15 protein-coding genes are annotated in these 18024 nt (G+C 60.8%); 10 read left to right on the top strand and 5 right to left on the bottom strand.

The features are described from left to right. Positions 1-62: 62 nt before the first annotated feature. Genes AU252_RS18405 through AU252_RS18395 form a run of 3 tightly spaced genes read right to left on the bottom strand, consistent with a single transcriptional unit; the run spans position 63 to position 3078 of the window. A complete protein-coding gene (locus AU252_RS18405; protein WP_058931961.1) occupies positions 63-1004 on the bottom strand; it encodes a type II secretion system F family protein in 942 nt (313 codons plus the stop codon). Further along, complete coding sequence (locus AU252_RS18400; protein ID WP_058931960.1) at positions 1001-1855, bottom strand: type II secretion system F family protein; 855 nt, start codon at positions 1853-1855, stop codon at positions 1001-1003. Before AU252_RS18400 ends, AU252_RS18405 begins: the two co-directional genes overlap by 4 nt. Next, positions 1855-3078: a CpaF family protein gene (locus AU252_RS18395; RefSeq protein ID WP_058933045.1), complete on the bottom strand. Its 1224-nt coding sequence runs from the start codon at positions 3076-3078 to the stop codon at positions 1855-1857. Before AU252_RS18395 ends, AU252_RS18400 begins: the two co-directional genes overlap by 1 nt. 272 nt (positions 3079-3350) lie before the next feature. On the opposite strand from AU252_RS18395, the gene AU252_RS18390 reads away from it, so the two are divergent. Next, positions 3351-6266 (top strand): GH25 family lysozyme, encoded by a 2916-nt coding sequence (locus AU252_RS18390; protein WP_058931959.1) that lies wholly within the window; start codon positions 3351-3353, stop codon positions 6264-6266. Positions 6267-6329: 63 nt separating this feature from the next. Here the strand turns inward: AU252_RS18390 and rfbA are convergent, their stop codons facing one another. After that, positions 6330-7199 (bottom strand): glucose-1-phosphate thymidylyltransferase RfbA, encoded by an 870-nt coding sequence (rfbA, locus tag AU252_RS18385; protein ID WP_058931958.1) that lies wholly within the window; start codon positions 7197-7199, stop codon positions 6330-6332. A 56-nt stretch (positions 7200-7255) separates the two neighbouring features. Here rfbA and rfbB point away from each other — a divergent pair, with 56 nt between their 5' ends. Genes rfbB through AU252_RS18365 form a run of 4 tightly spaced genes read left to right on the top strand, consistent with a single transcriptional unit; the run spans position 7256 to position 10806 of the window. Continuing rightward, entirely contained in the window at positions 7256-8254 is a 999-nt protein-coding gene (gene rfbB, locus AU252_RS18380) for a dTDP-glucose 4,6-dehydratase (protein WP_058931957.1), read from the top strand. A gap of 3 nt (positions 8255-8257) precedes the next feature. After that, complete coding sequence (locus AU252_RS18375; protein ID WP_058931956.1) at positions 8258-9673, top strand: sugar nucleotide-binding protein; 1416 nt, start codon at positions 8258-8260, stop codon at positions 9671-9673. Positions 9674-9675: 2 nt separating this feature from the next. Beyond that, positions 9676-10407 (top strand): glycosyltransferase family 2 protein, encoded by a 732-nt coding sequence (locus AU252_RS18370; protein WP_058931955.1) that lies wholly within the window; start codon positions 9676-9678, stop codon positions 10405-10407. Positions 10408-10416: 9 nt separating this feature from the next. Beyond that, positions 10417-10806: a DUF2304 domain-containing protein gene (locus AU252_RS18365; RefSeq protein ID WP_058931954.1), complete on the top strand. Its 390-nt coding sequence runs from the start codon at positions 10417-10419 to the stop codon at positions 10804-10806. A gap of 74 nt (positions 10807-10880) precedes the next feature. On the opposite strand, the gene AU252_RS18360 is transcribed toward AU252_RS18365, so the two are convergent. After that, positions 10881-11762 carry a glycosyltransferase gene (locus AU252_RS18360; protein WP_058931953.1) on the bottom strand — a complete coding sequence of 294 codons (882 nt, stop codon included), beginning with the start codon at positions 11760-11762 and terminating at the stop codon, positions 10881-10883. 172 nt (positions 11763-11934) lie between these two features. Here AU252_RS18360 and AU252_RS18355 point away from each other — a divergent pair, with 172 nt between their 5' ends. Genes AU252_RS18355 through AU252_RS18335 form a run of 5 tightly spaced genes read left to right on the top strand, consistent with a single transcriptional unit; the run spans position 11935 to position 17944 of the window. Beyond that, positions 11935-12693: a glycosyltransferase gene (locus AU252_RS18355; RefSeq protein ID WP_058931952.1), complete on the top strand. Its 759-nt coding sequence runs from the start codon at positions 11935-11937 to the stop codon at positions 12691-12693. Then, positions 12690-13628 carry a glycosyltransferase gene (locus tag AU252_RS18350; RefSeq protein WP_058931951.1) on the top strand — a complete coding sequence of 313 codons (939 nt, stop codon included), beginning with the start codon at positions 12690-12692 and terminating at the stop codon, positions 13626-13628. Before AU252_RS18355 ends, AU252_RS18350 begins: the two co-directional genes overlap by 4 nt. Before the next feature lie 39 nt (positions 13629-13667). Further along, positions 13668-14708 carry a hypothetical protein gene (locus tag AU252_RS18345; RefSeq protein ID WP_058931950.1) on the top strand — a complete coding sequence of 347 codons (1041 nt, stop codon included), beginning with the start codon at positions 13668-13670 and terminating at the stop codon, positions 14706-14708. 33 nt (positions 14709-14741) lie between these two features. Next, complete coding sequence (locus AU252_RS18340) at positions 14742-15974, top strand: lipopolysaccharide biosynthesis protein (protein ID WP_058931949.1); 1233 nt, start codon at positions 14742-14744, stop codon at positions 15972-15974. After that, a complete protein-coding gene (locus AU252_RS18335) occupies positions 15971-17944 on the top strand; it encodes a DUF6541 family protein (RefSeq protein WP_058931948.1) in 1974 nt (657 codons plus the stop codon). The genes AU252_RS18340 and AU252_RS18335 overlap by 4 nt, the downstream gene beginning before the upstream one ends. Positions 17945-18024 lie beyond the last annotated feature (80 nt).

Here is an 18024-nt window from a genome sequence, read left to right as displayed (position 1 = left end):
TAAATGACGCGGTGGAAGTCATGTGGCGGTTAGTGGCTGTGACGGCTTGGCGATGCTCATGGCTAAAGTCCAATGCTGATGGCCGCGATGCCGGGGAACACTGCGAAAACCACTGTCAAGGGCAGGACACCAAAGACCAAAGGAACCATCATGGCAATTTCTTTCTTGCCCGCCGACTCCATGAGGTCCCGTTTTGCGGTGTCCCGGACGTCCTGGGCCTGAGCCCTCAACACATCTGCCAAGGGTGTGCCCCGCTCGACCGCGACGATGATTCCGTCGACAAATCTGACGAGCGGCCCCAGATCTGTCCGCGAGGAAAACTCCTGGAGCGCTTCCACCAGCGGTTTTCCCGCTCTGGTCTCAGCAAGAATCTTGGAAAACTCCTTGGCCAGCTCGCCACTGGCACTGCGACAGACGCGGTCCAGGGCCCCCGTGGCACTTTCACCGGCACCGACAGCCAGGGCCATGAGCTCGGCAAGACTGGGAAACTCCGCCATCATCCGGGATTCCCGCCTGCTGATCTGGACGCCCAACCAGAAGTCACGGAAGAGAAAGCCGCCGAGCGCGCTTCCGAGGACGGCCACAACCGCGAGGAATGGACTGAACCGGCCGGCTACCGCGCCCAGCACCACGGCGGCCACGGCGGCGGCGAATCCAGCGGTGGCCCAGAGGAGCTGTTCGGCCCGGAAATCTATGGGTGATTCGTTGATGCTGGCTTGGGCGAGCCTGCGGGTCAGCGCCTTTGACCCGAGGTTCAGCTTCCCCAAGGCTGCGAGTCCGTCGTGGAGCAGGGGACGCACGATCCGTTCCAACGGTCCGAATGGCGTGGCGTTCTGTCCGCTGGCCCGCAGCAACCGCGATTCAAGGTTTTGCGATTTCAGCTGCGGATCGATGCGCTCGACGAATGTGAGCGGCCGCATAAAGGGCAACCGGACGAAGATCAGCCAAAGGCCCGTCCCGAGGACGATGCCGCACACAATCGCAGTCGCCGAGATCCCGTTCATCGCAGCACCCGTTCGTCCTGCGGAAGGGCGCCGATGCGGAGCATGATGGAGTAGCAGACCAGCGACACCACGAGCCCGCCGAGGAGGACGCCGGCTCCCATGGGCGTGTTGTAAGCGTTCACGGCTTCAGGCCTGGTGGCCAGGAGGAGCATAACGATCCAGGGGGCGGCAACCGCGAGCCTGGCGGCGTTGACAGTCCAGGACTGCCGGGCCTCGAGCTCGCTGCGTGTCCGAGCATTTTCCCGGAGAAATTCCGCAAGGGTGCCCAACAGCTTCCCCAGGTCCGAACCGCCCACTTCACGGGTCAGCCTGAGTGCCTCGACGATCCGGTCCGCCACCGGGTCCGCCAGCCGGTCCTTGAGTTTATTAAGAGAGGCATCGAACTGCCCGCCCGCGCGGTAGTCGGCTCCGAAGTCCCGGAAAACATGCCGAAGCTCCTCGGGGCCTTTCTCCCCCAGCTGGATCAGGGCCTCCGGCAGTGAAAGCCCGGCGCGGATGGCCGAGCGCAGGTGGTCCACCACGTCCGGCCAGAGCTGGCGTAGGACGGCAGTTCTCCTGTTCGCCCGCCACCGGACAATGCTGACGGGCAGCCAGGCGCCGAAAAGTCCGAAGCAGACGGATATAGGCCATGACCGGCTGACCACAAAGAGGATGAGAGCCACAAATATGCCCAATCCCAAGCATGAGGCCACGAGGCCCGTCCCGGTGACCTTTTCGATTCCGGCGGAGGCCAGCAGGTCCTCGAGGCGGCTGGCCCGCGGGCGGCGCTTCAGCGCTGCCGGCTTTTCCCAGAACGACCACCAGATCAGGAAGAGCCCGGCGCCCGCAAGCACCCCTACCAGAGGCGCCATCAGCGCGGGTCCAGCAGCGCCGCGACGTCGTACCCTGCCCGGGAAAACTTCTCCGCCGCCGGCATGGAGTTGGCCCGCGGCTGCAGCTGGCCATCCTCCATGGCGAAAACCATGGAGGATTCGATGACGCCGTTTTCCACGCGCCGGCCGAGGGAAAGGATCTCGGTTACTTGGCGGCGGCCGTTGGCGTGCCGGCTGCAGTGGACCACGAGGTCGATGCAGGACGCCACCGTAGGGACGACGAAGGCAGACGAGATATTCTCACCGGCGAGTAGCGGAAGGGTACAGATCTTGGTCACGGCGTCGTGGGCTGAGTTTGCATGGACGGTGCACATCCCCGGAAGGCCACTATTTAAGGCGATCAGCATGTCCAGGCTTTCCGCTTCCCGTACCTCTCCCACCACTAGTCTGTCCGGGCGCATCCGGAGGGCTTCCTTTACAAGCCTGCGCAGTGGGATCTCGCCTTCGCCTTCGAGGTTGGGCTGCCTGCATTGGAGTCCGACGACGTCCCGGAGCGGGAACTGGAGTTCGAAGATTTCCTCGACCGTAATGACGCGCTCACGGCTGCCGATGCTCGCTGCCAGGCAGTTGAGCATGGTGGTCTTGCCAGCCTGGGTTGAGCCCGACACGAGGATGTTCAGTCCGCTGGACACCGCTGCACCGAGGAATCGGGCGGACTGTGGTGTCAGGGTTCCAAGCTCGACCAGGTGCTCCAGGCGGCTGGCCTTCACCACGAACTTGCGAATATTCACGGCCCAGTGCCTGCGGGTGACATCTGGAATAACTACGTGGAGTCTCGAACCATCAGGCAAGGCTGCGTCCACGAAGGGCGATGACATGTCCAGGCGGCGGCCAGAACTCTTCAACATGCGTTCCACGAGATCGCGAACCTGCTGGTCCGTGAGGCTGAGTGAGGTCAGTTCCGACTCGCCGTTCCTGGCGACGTAGATTTCGTTGGGCGCGTTGATCCAGACTTCCTCGATGGTCGGATCGTCCAGCAGCGGCTGAAGGACACCGAAGCCGGCCACCGCATCAAAGACAAACCTGCGGGCGGCCTCCAGCGGACCAATCGGAGGGAGCGGCCCCATCAGGGCCCGTTCGTCGTAGTCGCTGACAGCCGCCTCTACGAGACGACGGACCTCGCCCGCCTGCCGCAGTGGATCAAGACCCCGACGGCGGATCAGCTCGCGGACTTCGTCTTCCACGATTCGCACAGCGTCCATGTAGTTCCCCAATACAACTGCCGCCCCCGGCGGAGGCAGTTCAACTGGGTACAGCCTAGGGAGCGTACAGCACGCCGCCAAGTCATATGAGTCGGGCTGTGGATAACAGTGACGCATCTTTCACATTGGCAACAGCGGAAACTCTGGTTACTGCAGACACTGCGGTGTTAGGGTAGGCGCGTTAAGTCTCGATGTAACCAGTTCAGCGTCTCCTGAACTGCAACCCACTAGTGACGCGCTTAAGTTCGCGCCTCATTGTCTCCGGAGCCAAAATGAAGCGGAACCAGCCCAACAATCATCGTCCCCTCCTGCAAGTCTTCGGGACAGCAGTTTTGGCTGCCGCTCTTCTGGCGGGCCCCGGGCTTGCTGGCGTCGCCTTCGCTGTTGAACCGACCCCGACGCCCACGACCGGTTCAACGTCCGCGCCGGCTCCGACCTCATCGGCGGTATCGACGCAGGTCCCGGAATCAGCTACGACTCCAACACCTGCGCCGGCTGCACCCGTGCCATCAGTCGCACCGACTCCGACGGCCGCACCCTCTCCTGCTCCGGAATCTGCCAGCATCAACGAGTCCATGGCTGAGGCTGTTGGCGTCGGCGGTGCGGAAATGGGCCAACGGTCCGCCAGGGTGGCCGCGACATCTTCAAGCACCAGCTTTAAAAGGCTCAGCACTGAGGCCCTCGGAACCGAAGGCACCTGGATGCCGACGTTTGGTATCCAAGGATTGGACGTAAGCGGCCACCAGCCCAGCGTGGATTGGCAGCACCAGTGGAACATGGGCGCTCGATTCGCGTACGTCAAGGCGAGCGAGGGCAACTACTATACGAACCCGTCCTATAGTTCGCAGTATCAGGGTTCGCGCAATGTCGGCATGGTTCGGGGGGCTTACCACTTCGCCATCCCCAACTGGTCCTCCGGAGCAGACCAAGCACTCTACTTCGTACAAAACGGTGGTGGCTGGACCGCCGACGGGTACACCATGCCGCCTGTCCTAGACTTCGAGTTCAACCCCTACGAAGGCCGTACTATCAACGGTTTTTACTTCGGCAACACCTGCTACGGCATGTCGCCTGCACAGCTGGGCTCCTGGGTCCGCGACTTCGGCAACACAATGCAGTCATTGACCGGACGGGTTCCCGTTATCTACACCAACACCAGCTGGTGGAATCAGTGCCTCGGCAATCCCTCAGGTTTTGGTGACTACCCGCTGTGGGTCGCTGCCTACCCGAGTTCGCCTACGAACAACGCGGGACCGGTTCCTTCCGCAAGCTGGAGCACTTACAGTATCTGGCAGTACAGCAGCACCGGGCCATTGGCGGGTGACTCGAATGTCTGGAATGGAGACTACTCGGGACTGAAAGCCTTCGCCTCTAGCGGCATTCCGCCTGCGGCCACTCAGCAGATCGGTGCGTACAGGTCCAGTCATCCCGCCTTGGGCAACACCACCACTAGTATCGTATGCGGCCTCGCGAATGGTGGCTGCTACCAGGGCTTCCAGGGCGGAACCGTGATGTGGTCAGGGTCCTCCGGTGCTTTCGCGGTGATAGCCGGTCCTGTCGCGGCAGCTTGGCGGGCCACCGGGGCCGAAGGCGGCCCGGCTGGTTATCCAACAAGCGATGTGGTCTGTGGCCTGAAGGACAATGGCTGCTTCCAGAATTTCCAAGGCGGGAGCATTCTTTCCTCGTCCACATCCGGCGCGGCCCTGATTCAGCCCGGAGCGATACGCGACTACTGGGCCAAAAACGGCTACGAGAACGGACCTCTCGGGTATCCGACCAGCAACACCACCTGTGGGCTGCGCCTCTCCGGCTGTTTCCAACTGTTCCAGGCAGGTTCGGTCCTCTCCAGCAGCTCTACAGGGGCTCAGCTTGTGAAATCCGGTCCTATCCTTGACGCCTGGTCGCGCGCCGGATTTGAAAACGGCCTCCTGGGCTACCCCTCTGCGGACGCCACCTGCGATGCCACGAGTTGCACGCAGAGCTTCGTTGGTGGAGTGGTGGCGTGGACGGGCGCTTCAGGAGCCTGGCCCATCTTTATGGGCATGGCAGACTCCTGGAAGTCCGCCCGTTCGCAGTCTGTTCCCATCGGATTCCCGATCGGCACTGAGGTTTGCGGCATCCGCGGCGGCGGCTGTTTCCAACTGTTCCAAGGTGGAACCCTACTGTTCTCACCGGCAACAGGCGCGTTTCCCGTCACCGGCCGGATGCTGGATTACTGGCAGAAAACCGGATTCGAGAACGGTTCTCTGGGTTATCCCACGTCCTTCGCGGTGTGCAACCTTCCCGACAGCGGATGCCTGCAGTCATTCGAGCACGGCACCGTGACCTACTCCGCCGCCACGTCCATCCAAACGGTCACCGCCGGGGCAATGCGTGATGGATGGAACGCCTACGATTCCGTTACTGGCTCCCTTGGCTACCCCACCTCCCCCAAATACTGCGGGCTAGCAAACGACGGATGTTTCCAGATGTTCGCCAAAGGCGCCCTGATGTATTCCCCGTCGACCGGTGCACATCCAAGCCTCAACGGGCCGATCCGGGACCTTTGGCAGCGGGAGGGCTTCGAGAATGGCCGCCTTGGCTACCCGGCGTCGACCGTCCTGTGCGGGCTGCGGAACAGCGGCTGCTTCCAGAACTATCTCGGCGGTAGCGTCATGTGGTCTCAGGCTACCGGCGCGCACGCCTTGCACTTTGGCCCCATCAGGGATGCCTGGGTCAAGTCAGGTTTCGAAAACGGCTCGCTGGGCTATCCGGCCAGCGCCCAGATTTGCGGACTGCGCGACGGCGGCTGCTTCCAGAACTTCGAAAAGGGCACTGTGATGTGGTCGCCGCAGACCGGTGCGCAACCAGTTACATCGGCGCCGATCCAGGCGCGCTGGGCCCAGGCAGGTTTTGAATCGGGTTCATTGGGCTACCCGACCAGCGGATCTGTCTGCGGGCTCCGCGACGGCGGCTGCTTCCAGAACTTCGAAAAAGGAACCATCATGTGGTCAGCTGCCAGCGGCGCCCATCCGATGGTTCCGGGTCCAATCCAGCAAGCCTGGGCAGGGCAAGGATTCGAGAACGGCGCCCTCGGCTACCCCACGGCGCCGCAGACATGCACCACCGGTGGGCAAAGCTGCACCCAGACTTTCCAAAGTGGCAGGATCGAATGGACCGCCCTTGGCGGGGCCAAGATCAGGCCATAGACGCAAAAAGCCGGAAGGCGGGACCCGTTACGGGTCCCGCGTTCCGGCTTTAACGTGTCCGGCCTAACGGCCGTGTTCGAGGAGGTTCAGGAGATACTGCCCGTACCCGCTCTTGACCAACGGCTCGGCGCGTTGACGGAGGTCGTCGTCGTCGAGGAACCCGAGACGCCAGGCGATTTCTTCAGGAGCGCCGATCTTCAGGCCCTGACGGTTCTCCGTTGTCCGGACGAAGTTCGACGCGTCGTTGAGGTCATTGAAGGTCCCTGTATCCAGCCAGGCGGTGCCACGGGGCAGAATTTCAACCTGCAACTTGCCGCGCTCGAGATAAGTGCGGTTCACGTCGGTGATCTCAAGCTCGCCACGGGGAGAAGGCTTCAAGTTCTCTGCGATCTCTACAACATCGTTGTCATAGAAGTAGAGGCCCGGCACTGCGTAGTGGCTTTTGGGCACTGCCGGCTTTTCCTCGAGTGAAATTGCCTTACCGTTGCCGTCGAACTCGACCACACCGTAAGCCTTCGGGTCCGCGACCCAATATCCGAACACGGCCCCGCCGTCGATGTTCTCAAAGCGGCGCAGCTGCGTGCCCATGCCGTGCCCGTAGAAGATGTTGTCACCCAGCACCAGGGCCACGGTGTCATCGCCGATGTGCTCCTTGCCCAGCACGAAAGCCTGGGCAAGGCCATCCGGTGCAGGCTGCTGCTTGTAGCTGATGGAGACGCCAAAACGGGAGCCATCGCCCAGAAGACGCTCGAACTGCTCGGCGTCGTGAGGAGTGGTGATGATGAGGATGTCCCTAATGCCTGCAAGGATCAACGTCGAAAGCGGGTAGTAGATCATGGGCTTGTCGTAGACAGGAACGAGTTGCTTGCTGACGCCCAGGGTGATGGGGTGAAGCCGAGAGCCGGTACCGCCGGCAAGTATTATTCCGCGCATGCCCCCCATCTTTCCCTTCGCTAATGGCCGCTGCAAATCCGGTAGTCTTGGGAACTATGCAGCGACTTCTTGTTACCGGTGGTGCCGGGTTCATTGGTTCGAATTTTGTCCACTACGTTCTTGAAAACACTGACGATCACGTCACAGTGCTGGACAAACTGACGTATGCAGGGAACATCGAGTCTCTGAAGGGACTCCCGGAGGACCGCTTCACGTTCGTTGAGGGTGACATTGTTGACGCCGCCGTGGTGGACGGTCTCGTTGCGGCCTGCGATGTGGTGGTCCACTACGCTGCCGAGTCGCACAACGACAATTCGCTGCATGACCCGCGGCCGTTCCTGGACACCAATATCATTGGCACGTACACGCTGATCGAGGCGGCCCGGAAGCACAACAAGCGTTTCCACCACATCTCCACCGACGAGGTCTACGGCGACCTGGAGCTTGATGACCCGGAGCGCTTCACCGAACAGACCCCGTACAACCCGTCCAGCCCGTATTCCTCCACGAAGGCTGGTTCGGACATGCTGGTCCGGGCATGGGTGCGGTCCTTCGGGCTGCAGGCCACTATCAGTAACTGCTCGAACAACTACGGCCCGTACCAGCACGTGGAGAAATTCATCCCGCGCCAGATCACCAACGCGATAGACGGGATCCGCCCCAAGCTCTACGGCAAGGGCGAGAACGTCCGTGACTGGATCCACGCGAATGACCACTCCTCGGCCGTGCTGGCCATCATCGCCAAGGGCCGGATCGGCGAAACGTACCTGATCGGCGCCGATGGGGAAAAGAACAACAAAGATGTTGTGGAGCTCATCCTCAAGCACATGGGCCAGGCCCCGGACGCCTACGACCACGTCGTGGACCGCGCGGGCCATGACTTGCGCTACGCCATCGATTCGAGCAAGCTCCGCGGCGAACTCGACTGGGAACCGCAGTTCTCCAACTTCGACGCCGGCATCGAGGACACGATCGCCTGGTACCGGGACAACGAGGACTGGTGGCGGCCGCAGAAGGCCCAGACCGAAGCCAAATACAAGGAACAGGGCCAGTAGTCGATGTCGATCGAGTTCGCCAAAAAACTAAACGCCTTCGAAACGCCGATTCCCGGCGTCGTCCTCTATGACCTTTCGGTCCACGGTGACAACCGGGGCTGGTTCAAGGAAAACTGGCAGCGCGAGAAAATGGTGGCCTTGGGGCTGCCGGACTTCCGCCCGGTGCAGAACAACGTCTCGTTCAATGAGAAGGCCGGCACCACCCGGGGAATCCACGCCGAGCCTTGGGACAAGTTCATCTCGGTCGCGACGGGCAGGATTTTCGGCGCCTGGGTGGACCTGCGCGAAGGCCCCTCGTTCGGTGCCATCTTCACCGCGGAGCTCGATCCCAGCCAGGCAATTTTCATTCCCCGCGGGGTCGGCAATGCCTTTCAGACGCTCGAGGACAACACCGCGTACACATACCTCGTCAACGACCACTGGTCCGCCGATGCGCAGGGACAGTACACCTTCCTGAACCTTGCCGACGAAACGGCAGGCATCCAATGGCCCATCCCCCTGGGGCAGGCAGAACTTTCCGACAAGGACAAGGCCCACCCCCGCCTGCACGACGTCACGCCCATGCCGCCCAAGAAGATTCTTGTGTTGGGTGCTAACGGCCAGCTCGGCAAGGCCTTCCGGGACCTGTACGACGGCGATACATCAGTCGAGTTCGTCAGTCGCGCAGAAATCGACCTGACGGCTGAAGACTCCCTCGCCACGGTCAACTGGAAGAACTATTCGACGGTCATCAACGCCGCCGCGTTCACTGCAGTCGACAACGCTGAGACCCCTGAGGGCCGTGCGGCCGCCTGGAGTGTCAACGTGACAGCGGTGGCGCGACTGGCCCGAATCGCCGTAGAACACGACCTTACCCTCGTCCAGGTGTCGTCGGACTATGTCTTCGACGGAACGGAGAAGACCCACGGCGAGGACGAGCCACCCACGCCGCTGGGAGTCTACGGCCAGACCAAGGCCGCCGGAGACGCTGTTGTCAGTGTTGTACCGAAGCACTACATTGTGCGGACGAGTTGGGTCATCGGGGATGGCAGCAACTTCGTCCGCACGATGTCTTCGTTGGCTGCCCGCGGGATCAACCCTTCCGTTGTCGACGATCAGTTCGGCCGGCTGAGCTTCACAACCGACATCGCCGCCGGCATCCGGCATCTGTTGGAATCCGGGGCGGCGTACGGCACCTATAACCTCACCAATGACGGTCCCGAGCAGTCTTGGGCTGACATTGCAGCAGATGTGTACGAACTCTCCGGAGCGTCGCGGGAATCAGTGACCGGGGTGTCCACTGACGTGTATTTTGAGGGCAAGTCGGCTTCGCCGCGTCCCCGTAACAGCAGTCTGGCACTGGACAAAATCAAAGCGAGCGGTTTCGCACCTGACATGTCCCGCGCGCGCTTGGCCGCGTATCTGAAGGACGGGGTCTGACAATGGTTGCGCAAATACGCAGACATGACACTCTGGTGATCATGCCCGCCTGGAACGAATCCGAAGCCATTGGTAACACCGTCCAGGAGGTTTTCACCTTCGGGCCGCCCTGCGACATCCTCGTCGTTGATGATGGCTCCCGGGACAGCACGGCAATGGTGGCCCGCGAAGCCGGGGCCACCGTCATTCAACTTCCTTTCAACATGGGAGTGGGCGGCGCAATGCGGACAGGGTTCAAGTACGCCAAAAAGCACGGCTACGAGCGGGTTATCCAGGTTGATGCTGACGGTCAACACGATCCCCGAGACATACAAGCGGTCCTAGATGGTTTGGCCCACGCTGATATCGCAATCGGTGCCCGTTTCGCTGACAAAGGTGAGTACGTTGTCAAGGGTCCCCGAAAGTGGGCCATGAACGTGCTGGCATGGACTATTTCACGAATTGCCGGAACTCGTTTGACCGATGTCACGTCGGGTTTTCGTGCCGGGAACACTAAGGCAATCCGTCAATACGTTGACCACTACCCGGCCGAATACCTCGGCGACACCATTGACTCCCTGGTCGTCGCGATCCGCTCGGGATGCACTGTCCATCAAGTTGGCGTTTCGATGCGTGAAAGGCAGGCGGGTGCCCCGAGCCACGATCCGCTCAAGGCTGCGATCTACCTCGGTCGCTCCGGACTGGCGTTGATCTTCGCCTTGACACGCAAAAAATCCGAACCATCGTCCAACTAGGAACCTGATATGTCGCTACTCATGGGATCCATCGTCGTCGTGGCGATCCTCTTTTTCGTTTTTGAGATGCTTCGGCGGCAAAAGTTGCGTGAAAAATACGCAGTTCTGTGGATCATCATCGGACTCGGGACTCTTTTGCTGTCCGCCTTCCCAGGGCTGCTTGAGCTCGCCAGCAGGCTAGTGGGGATCCAGGTTCCCGCGAATCTTCTCTTTATCATGACGCTGGTTCTTTTGGTCGGCGTCTGTCTCCACCTCTCCCAGGAGCAGTCCCAGGCCGAGGACGAGGTCCGCATACTCGCCGAGGAGGTCGCAATCTTAAGACAGGACATGACGGAGCTCCGGCGGCAGCTTGATGCTTCAACTTCCTCCGAGGGCACCAACGGAGCGGCCACTAAGTGAAGTTCCAAAACGTGCACTAAAGAATGAGGCGGCCATACCCAATCGGGATGGCCGCCTCATTCATTATTCGATGGTCAGCTGACGATGTGCTTAGCGAGTCGCGGCAGGGAATCAAACCTTCCACGAGCAATGGCCTTCAGCACGAGAGAGCCAGCGTTCAGCCGTGACGTTGTGTGGAACGCGGCCGCCAGGGAGGCCTTGTTCCAGCCCAAGTCCTTGAAGCGCTTGGCTTGCAGTTCAAAGAAATTGCGCTCCTCGTCAAAACGTCGACCGTCCATCGCACGGACGGACGAATCTGAGGCCGAGTGGCGACGGTAAAGGAACGACAGGGTCGGATCAATGATCATTGAGCCGCCTTCTGCGGCGATGTCCAGCAGCAGAGCCAAATCCTGTACAACATCCAAGCCTTCAGTGAAACCAATGCGGGTCATTGTTTCCGAACGCCAAGCAAGCGACGGGAAGTATGCCCAGTCGGCACGGACAAGGCTCGTGGCCATGGCCTCCCCCTTAAGCTCCATAGGTTCGCTTGTCTTCGGGGCGTACAGCTTCTTGACTGCGTCCACGAGAGGATTGCAGGCGATGCCCTTCTCGTCAATGACCTGGACCCCGGGCTGTACGACATCGGCGTTCGGATAAGCCGAGAATGCACCAACCACAATATCGAGATAGTTCGGCAGCATGATATCGTCGGCGCCCATGATCACGACATAATCGGCCTCGACCATGGTCAGCGCCTTGCGGTAGTTGCCATTCGCGCCAAGGTTCTGCTCATTCTTCAAGTACGTCACGCGCGAGTCAGTGATGGTCGAGAACCACCGCTCGGGTTCCGGATCCGGATACCCGTCATCAATGACGACGAGGCGCCAGTCCTGGTTCTCCTGATTCATCACGCTGCGCGCGGCGAGTTTCATCTGATCGACATCGCCGTAGTATGGCAACATTACGTCAACGGTCATGGACCTGAGGTTCCTTCCGTAGTTTCCGCCCGAAGCACTCGGCGGCTGAGTCCCCTCGATTATAGTTGACCGCCCCCGCGTTCCAGTTCGATTCGTCTGCCTTGCTAGACTGCTGAAGGACCGGCCCCGCCCCGCCGGCGCATAACGGGGGCCTAAACAGAAAGCAATCCTGATGGACCCCACCCCCGGCGTGACTCCACGTGTGAGCGTATGCCTGGCCGCCTACAACGGCGCCACCCACATCGAAGAACAGATCAAGTCCATCATCTCGGAGTTGGATACCCACGACGAACTGATTGTGGTGGACGACAAATCGACCGACCACACCGCGGACATCGTGCGTGGCATCCAGGATGACCGCATCCGAATCATCCAGGCGGCCGTCAATGCGGGGTATGTCCGTACCTTCGAAAGGGCGCTAGGCGAAGCCCGCGGGGAGTTCGTGTTCCTCTCCGATCAGGACGACGTTTGGATCCCAGGCCGCGTTGAGGCCATGATCTCTGCCATGGATGGCAAAGACATGGTCGCGAGCAACTGCGAGCACTTCGACGGCCCACTTGGAACATTCCACGAAATCCGCCTCCGGGCTGAGCACTCCGAACATTCCGTGCGCAACCTCATCGGAATCGTCGTCGGATACCGCCTGCACTGGGGGTGCGCAATGGCTGTCCGCAACAAGATTCTCAACCAGATCCTGCCTTTCCCGCAGCACATGGCGGAGTCACATGACCAATGGATCGCCATGGTCGGCAACGTTAACCGTTCCATCACCTACCTCGAAGCAGACACTATTCGTCACCGCCTGCACGGTGAGAATCTCACGCCGCGGGGAATCCGCTCGGCGTCGAAAATCGTCCGCGCGCGTGTGGCTTTTGTTCGAAATGTCCTCGAAGCGGTCCGGCGCGCACGCCTGGCAGCAAGGGCAGCATGACGGGCAGCGAATCGTCGGACAAGGTCCGGCAAAACTCGGAGGTCTGCGCTGTTGTCTCCGCGTTCAATCCCGGTCCGGAAAACGTCGAGAATATCAAGTGGCTATTCCGCTTTGTGAGCAGGGTTGTCATCGTCGACGACGGCTCCCCTCGTGACGTCACCGACACGATGTCCGCTTTCGAGCAACTAGGGGCAGTCGTCGTCCGCCTGAACACAAACTCCGGTATCGCGAAGGCCCTCAACACCGGGATCCAGGAAGCACGCAAACGCTGGAATCCCGAGTGGATCGTCACGATGGACCAGGATTCCCGCTTCTCCGGGGATTACATCACCGCCGCCTTGGCGACCGCCCATGCTTCTGATCACCCTGACACTCTGGGCATGGTCTGCGCCGAGTCCCACAATCACGCACCGCTTCCTACGCTGGGAGGCACGCGTGAGCCGGAAGTCTTCGACCCCATGACGAGCGGCAGCATGATCCGTTCTGAAGTCTTCGATGCCGTGGGCTACTTCGATGAAGACTTCTTTATCGATTGCGTAGACACTGAATTCAACGCCCGGCTTCGCGACCACGGCTTCCGTTCGCTCTCCGGTCGCGGCTGCGACCTCGAGCACAGCCTAGGTAATGCCAGGCCCATGAAAATCTTTGGCTGGCGGGTCCGCGTAGGGCAGAAGAAGCTGAACGTTTATTACCACCCTCCGTTCCGTGTTTACTACATCACCCGGAATTCCTTGGTCATGGCCCGCAGGTTCGCCGGAAAACAGCCGGCATGGGTGCTTCGTCGCTTGTACATGGAGGTCCAAAGCCATATCGTCCGCTTCGTATACGGTCCCAACAGGCGAAAGCACCTCATCGCGGCCATGGCGGGAGCAAAAGATGCCTGGACCGGCCGCATGGGTAAGATCGATGACGCCCTTGCCGCCCGTTTGCGCTAAAACCGCGCCAGATCAGCTATCGAAGATCGAGAGAATACCGTGAGCAACGCACGCAAGATATTTGTCCTCTACCACCGCGGTTTGCGCACCGGAGGCCCCGAAGCACTGCATCAGCTGGTGTCAACACTCCGGGAGTTGGGGCAGGATGCCTATCTCGTGCCCCACTACACCACCGCAGCTACACCCCGCGTCGCCCAGTACTCCATCTATGACGCGCCGGAAGCCGACACGATCGAAGACACTGCGGGCAACATCGTAGTGGTGCCCGAGACGTTCATCGAAGACGTGTTCGCGTACAAACACGCCAAGAAAATGATTTGGTGGCTGAGCATAGACAATGCGCTGACTTTCATGGGCGAACGCCTCTGGCAGCGGACCACCGGCGGCCTGCCGACAAAGATCCGCGAAACATGGGTGCCGTTCCTGCGCATGCTGAAGCACGGGGACACCCCCTTTCAGATGCGGCAGCGGCGTGACATCGTGCATCTAGTGCAGTCCTCATATGCGTGGTCATTTATTGCCAGCCGGCTGAACACCGTCCCTTCACTGCTTTCTGATTTCACTCCCCACGATGAATTCGGCCCAGCAAATGAAGCAAAACGCAACCCGCGGCTGGTGACCTATAACCCGGCTAAGGGCGCCCACATCATCGACGCCGTCAGGAAGGTTTGCGATCCTGGAATTGAATGGTTGCCGATTCAGGGCATGACGCGCTCAGAAGTCGTCAGCACCCTGCAGACATGCGGTGTCTATCTGGATCTCGGGCATCACCCCGGGAAAGACAGAATGCCCCGCGAAGCCGCACTGTCTGGAGCTTTAGCAGTTGTCGCGCGACGCGGCTCGGGAGCATACTTCGCTGACGTCCCGATTCCGTGGGAGCACAAAATCATGCCGGACGACAACGAAGTTTCGGCTACTGCCGCCGCGCTTCCCCGGCTGATGGACAACCTCTCGGAGGAGATCCGCAAGCAGGATGCCTACCGTTCTGCGATAAAGGCCGAACGGGAGCGCTTCCGGAAGGAAGTGACCGACATTTTCATCGATAACCGACTCGGCAAGGACGCATATGACTACATGTAGTATGCAGCGCGCCCACCCCGGAGTTTTCCCAGCATGATCAAGAGGATTGCCGCGTTTGCGGGATTACCGCTCCTATCTTCGCTGGCATCCTTCATCCTGCTTCCGATAGTTGCAAGGGTCGGCGGGGCGCCGGTATGGACTTCACTTGCGCTCGGCCAAGCCATCGGGGCCATCGCCGCGATCGTCGTCGGTCTTGGATGGTCCCTCACCGGGCCAGCAGCCGTCGCATCCTCTGCGGATGAGACTGTCCGGCGCCGTCATTACGCCGTGAGTTTTGCAACACGTTCACTGATGTTCCTCGGTACTATCCCCCTCATGTTTGTTGCCTTGGGCCTCGCCGGGGACCCTGCCAACTTCTGGCTGGCCTTCCTCATGGCCTGCGCCCAGGCGGCTTCCGGCCTAACGCCCGCCTGGTACTGCATCGCGACCGGCCACCCCGGCAGGATCGCCAAGTACGACGTCGTACCCCGAATGGTCGCAACTTTGGGTGTAATCCCCATTCTCTTGACCACCGGACAGACAATCATCTACCCAGCAGCTTTGTTGGTGTTGGGTCTTGCCGGGACGTTGCTCTTCAATGCGCATCATGCACACAAAGGCGATTTCCAGGACCTTTCCTTCGGCCGGATTATCCGCGAGATTTGGGCTCTTCGTGCCGGCGCAGGCATCACTCTGGCGGCTGGATCCTATGCTTCAACGCCTATCATCATCGTCCAGTTCATGGCTGCCTCCGGCGGGTTGGCAGCGTTTGTCTCGGCAGAAAAGCTATACCGAATCGGGCTGCTGGCCACGGCAGCGCTTGGAAACAGCCTGCAGGGCTGGGTCAGTGACTTTGCAGGCGACCATGCCCGCCGCCGGAAATACTCGCTGGTTGCCCTGTCCGGACTTGGACTGGTGGGCTGGCTGTTGCTCGCTGTTGCCGGTCCTTGGGCAACGGCGCTGCTTTTCAGTGAGGCGCTGGCCGCAGATTTCTGGACCTGCTTCTGGTTCGGGCTGTCATTTCTCTTGGTCTGTGTAACCAGTTCGACTGGTGCGCACTGGCTGGTCCCTGCAAAACGCATGCGGACGGTACTGACCAGCACTATTGCCGGTGCCGTCGTGGGCGTCCCTGCCATGATCGTTCTGGCCGACTTGATGGGCGGCCCAGGCGGCGCCCTCGGACTCGCCCTTGGTGAAATCGTTGTCACCGCTATCCAGATGCTGGTCGTCCTGCGCCTACTCAAGGACCCCGACACAAACACCGCGTCGAAGCAGGCGGCTTCATGACGTGGCTCGGCTTCCTGCCGGTTGTCCTACTGGCTGTGCTGTTGATGTATGTGCCCGGTGCGGCCATAGCCGCGTGCCTGAAATTCAGGCTGGGTCCTGTGATTGGCATGGCGCCGCTGCACTCGACGGCAGCCGCCGGCCTCGCCGGAACGATTGCGGACGTCCTGGGCGTGCCTTGGAACATCGTTCCGTACCTCGCCATTTGCGCAGTGCTGGCCGGATTAGCCCTCCTCATGACACGCGGAGTCGAGTGGCCGGTGGCAAAGGCTTCATGGCGGGGGTTGCTGCCCTACCTTGCCGTGATCATCGCAGTGGCCTGTGTTACGTGGCGGTTCACGCAGTTGGTTGGTTCCCCGGTCAACCCGGCCCAGGTATTCGACAACGTGTTCCACCTCAACGCGGTCCGTTTCATCCTTGATACCGGGAACGCTTCGTCGTTGACGCTGGCGTCGCTCCAGGGAGTTTCTGGTCTGGATGCTGTATACCCCGCGGCCTGGCATTCCATCGCAGCCCTTCTTGTGCAGTTAACAGGCATTGACATCCCGACTGCACAGAATGCCCTGAACCTGGTTACCGCTGCAGTCATTTGGCCCGCGTCGTGCCTGTTTCTCGTCGGGTCTGTCATTTCCCGGCGCCCGGCAGCACTAATCCTGGTGTCAATCGTCGCCAGCGCCCAGGTGGCGTTCCCCTACCTGATGATTGTCTGGGGCCCTCTGTTTCCATACGCGTTGGCGGTCAGCATGTTGCCTGCCGCAATGACGGCAGTGTTCGCTCTATGCGGTGTGGGCCGGAGCCACAGTGGAAGCCGGGGCGCCGGAGCCGCCTCACTCGCCCTCGCCATAGGAGGACTTGCATTTGCCCACACGAGTTCCATCAATACCCTTCTTGCCATCTCCACCCCCGTCCTGCTCTTCCTGTGGTGGCAACGGGCACGGCGCCTGGCCCCTTGGCGGACGCCGAACCTCCGGCAGGGCCTGTTCGCGCTGACCACGGTCTTCGTGCTCGGCCTGGCAGCCGTTTCCTGGCTGAAACTTCGGCCGGCACACTACGACAATTGGGGACCAACAGTGAAGCCCGGCGCGGCCATAGGGGAAATCCTGACCGTAAGCCCGATGCAGCTGGCGATTCCCGCCGTCGTCGTGTCTGTTCTTTCCGTCAGCGGCCTATATGTTGTGGTCCGCTACCGCAAACACCTTTTGCTTGCCGCTTGCTATGGTGCCGTTGCTGCACTGTACATAGTCGCCGCAGCGGCCCCCACAGGCTTCATTCGCGACGCCATCGTCGGCACGTGGTACCAAGACACTTATCGGTTGGCGGCCCTGCTGCCCTTGTTCACCACCCCAATTGCGGTGGTGGGCGGGCTTCACCTTTGGGATCTATGGCGCAGGTCCCGGGCGGCCACCCGGACCACTTCCGCACTTGAACAACGCCTTGCCATCGTCCGTGGACGAGGTCAATTCGTGGCAGCGGCATCAGTCGTCCTGGTGGTGACGGTTCTCGCCACTTTCGTGGGCCCTACATCGCACTATGTTTCCGGGGCCTCGACGGTTTATCGGTTCGACGCGCAATCGGAAATGCTGACCCAGGACGAGCGCGCTCTGCTCGCGCGTGTTGCTGATCACGTTCCGCCTGACTCCGTCATTGCTGACAACCCGTGGAACGGGAGTTCGCTAGCTTACGCCTATGCCGGGCGTCGAGTGTTGACGCCACACCTTTTCGCCGGCATCGACCCAATTCGTGAGCTCATCGACAAACGGCTGAAGTTTGAGCCCGCTGATACTGAAGTGTGCGATGCCCTCCGTCACACGAAGGTGGAGTTCGTATTGGACTTCGGTAGCGCTTACATGCTTGATCTGGCCGGATCCAATGATTTCCCCGGTGTTACCGACATTGGCAATACCGCCGGCTTCGAATTGTTGGATTCGGAAGGACCCGATGCCAAGCTTTACCGGATTACCTCGTGCGGATAATTGGAGTAGGACGCGCTACGGCTGCGTGCCACGTGTCAGCCGTTGCGGCACTGTGCCACTAGGCTGGAGTGGTGATTTCT

Origin of the sequence: Pseudarthrobacter sulfonivorans, assembly GCF_001484605.1 — a bacterium.
Taxonomy (GTDB): domain Bacteria; phylum Actinomycetota; class Actinomycetes; order Actinomycetales; family Micrococcaceae; genus Arthrobacter; species Arthrobacter sulfonivorans_A.
Note: the sequence above shows the minus strand (reverse complement) of the source record. Positions and strands in the feature narration are given on the sequence as shown.

Excerpts from the sequence above, each read along its gene's own strand:
- AU252_RS18335 (WP_058931948.1), top strand. The coding sequence starts at position 15,971 with ATGACGTGGCTCGGCTTCCTGCCGGTTGTCCTACTGGCTGTGCTGTTG.
- AU252_RS18400 (WP_058931960.1), bottom strand. The coding sequence starts at position 1,855 with ATGGCGCCTCTGGTAGGGGTGCTTGCGGGCGCCGGGCTCTTCCTGATC.
- AU252_RS18365 (WP_058931954.1), top strand. The coding sequence starts at position 10,417 with ATGTCGCTACTCATGGGATCCATCGTCGTCGTGGCGATCCTCTTTTTC.
- AU252_RS18390 (WP_058931959.1), top strand. The coding sequence starts at position 3,351 with ATGAAGCGGAACCAGCCCAACAATCATCGTCCCCTCCTGCAAGTCTTC.
- AU252_RS18360 (WP_058931953.1), bottom strand. The coding sequence starts at position 11,762 with ATGACCGTTGACGTAATGTTGCCATACTACGGCGATGTCGATCAGATG.
- AU252_RS18340 (WP_058931949.1), top strand. The coding sequence starts at position 14,742 with ATGATCAAGAGGATTGCCGCGTTTGCGGGATTACCGCTCCTATCTTCG.
- AU252_RS18355 (WP_058931952.1), top strand. The coding sequence starts at position 11,935 with ATGGACCCCACCCCCGGCGTGACTCCACGTGTGAGCGTATGCCTGGCC.
- AU252_RS18405 (WP_058931961.1), bottom strand. The coding sequence starts at position 1,004 with ATGAACGGGATCTCGGCGACTGCGATTGTGTGCGGCATCGTCCTCGGG.
- rfbA (WP_058931958.1), bottom strand. The coding sequence starts at position 7,199 with ATGCGCGGAATAATACTTGCCGGCGGTACCGGCTCTCGGCTTCACCCC.
- rfbB (WP_058931957.1), top strand. The coding sequence starts at position 7,256 with ATGCAGCGACTTCTTGTTACCGGTGGTGCCGGGTTCATTGGTTCGAAT.
- AU252_RS18350 (WP_058931951.1), top strand. The coding sequence starts at position 12,690 with ATGACGGGCAGCGAATCGTCGGACAAGGTCCGGCAAAACTCGGAGGTC.
- AU252_RS18375 (WP_058931956.1), top strand. The coding sequence starts at position 8,258 with ATGTCGATCGAGTTCGCCAAAAAACTAAACGCCTTCGAAACGCCGATT.
- AU252_RS18395 (WP_058933045.1), bottom strand. The coding sequence starts at position 3,078 with ATGGACGCTGTGCGAATCGTGGAAGACGAAGTCCGCGAGCTGATCCGC.
- AU252_RS18370 (WP_058931955.1), top strand. The coding sequence starts at position 9,676 with ATGGTTGCGCAAATACGCAGACATGACACTCTGGTGATCATGCCCGCC.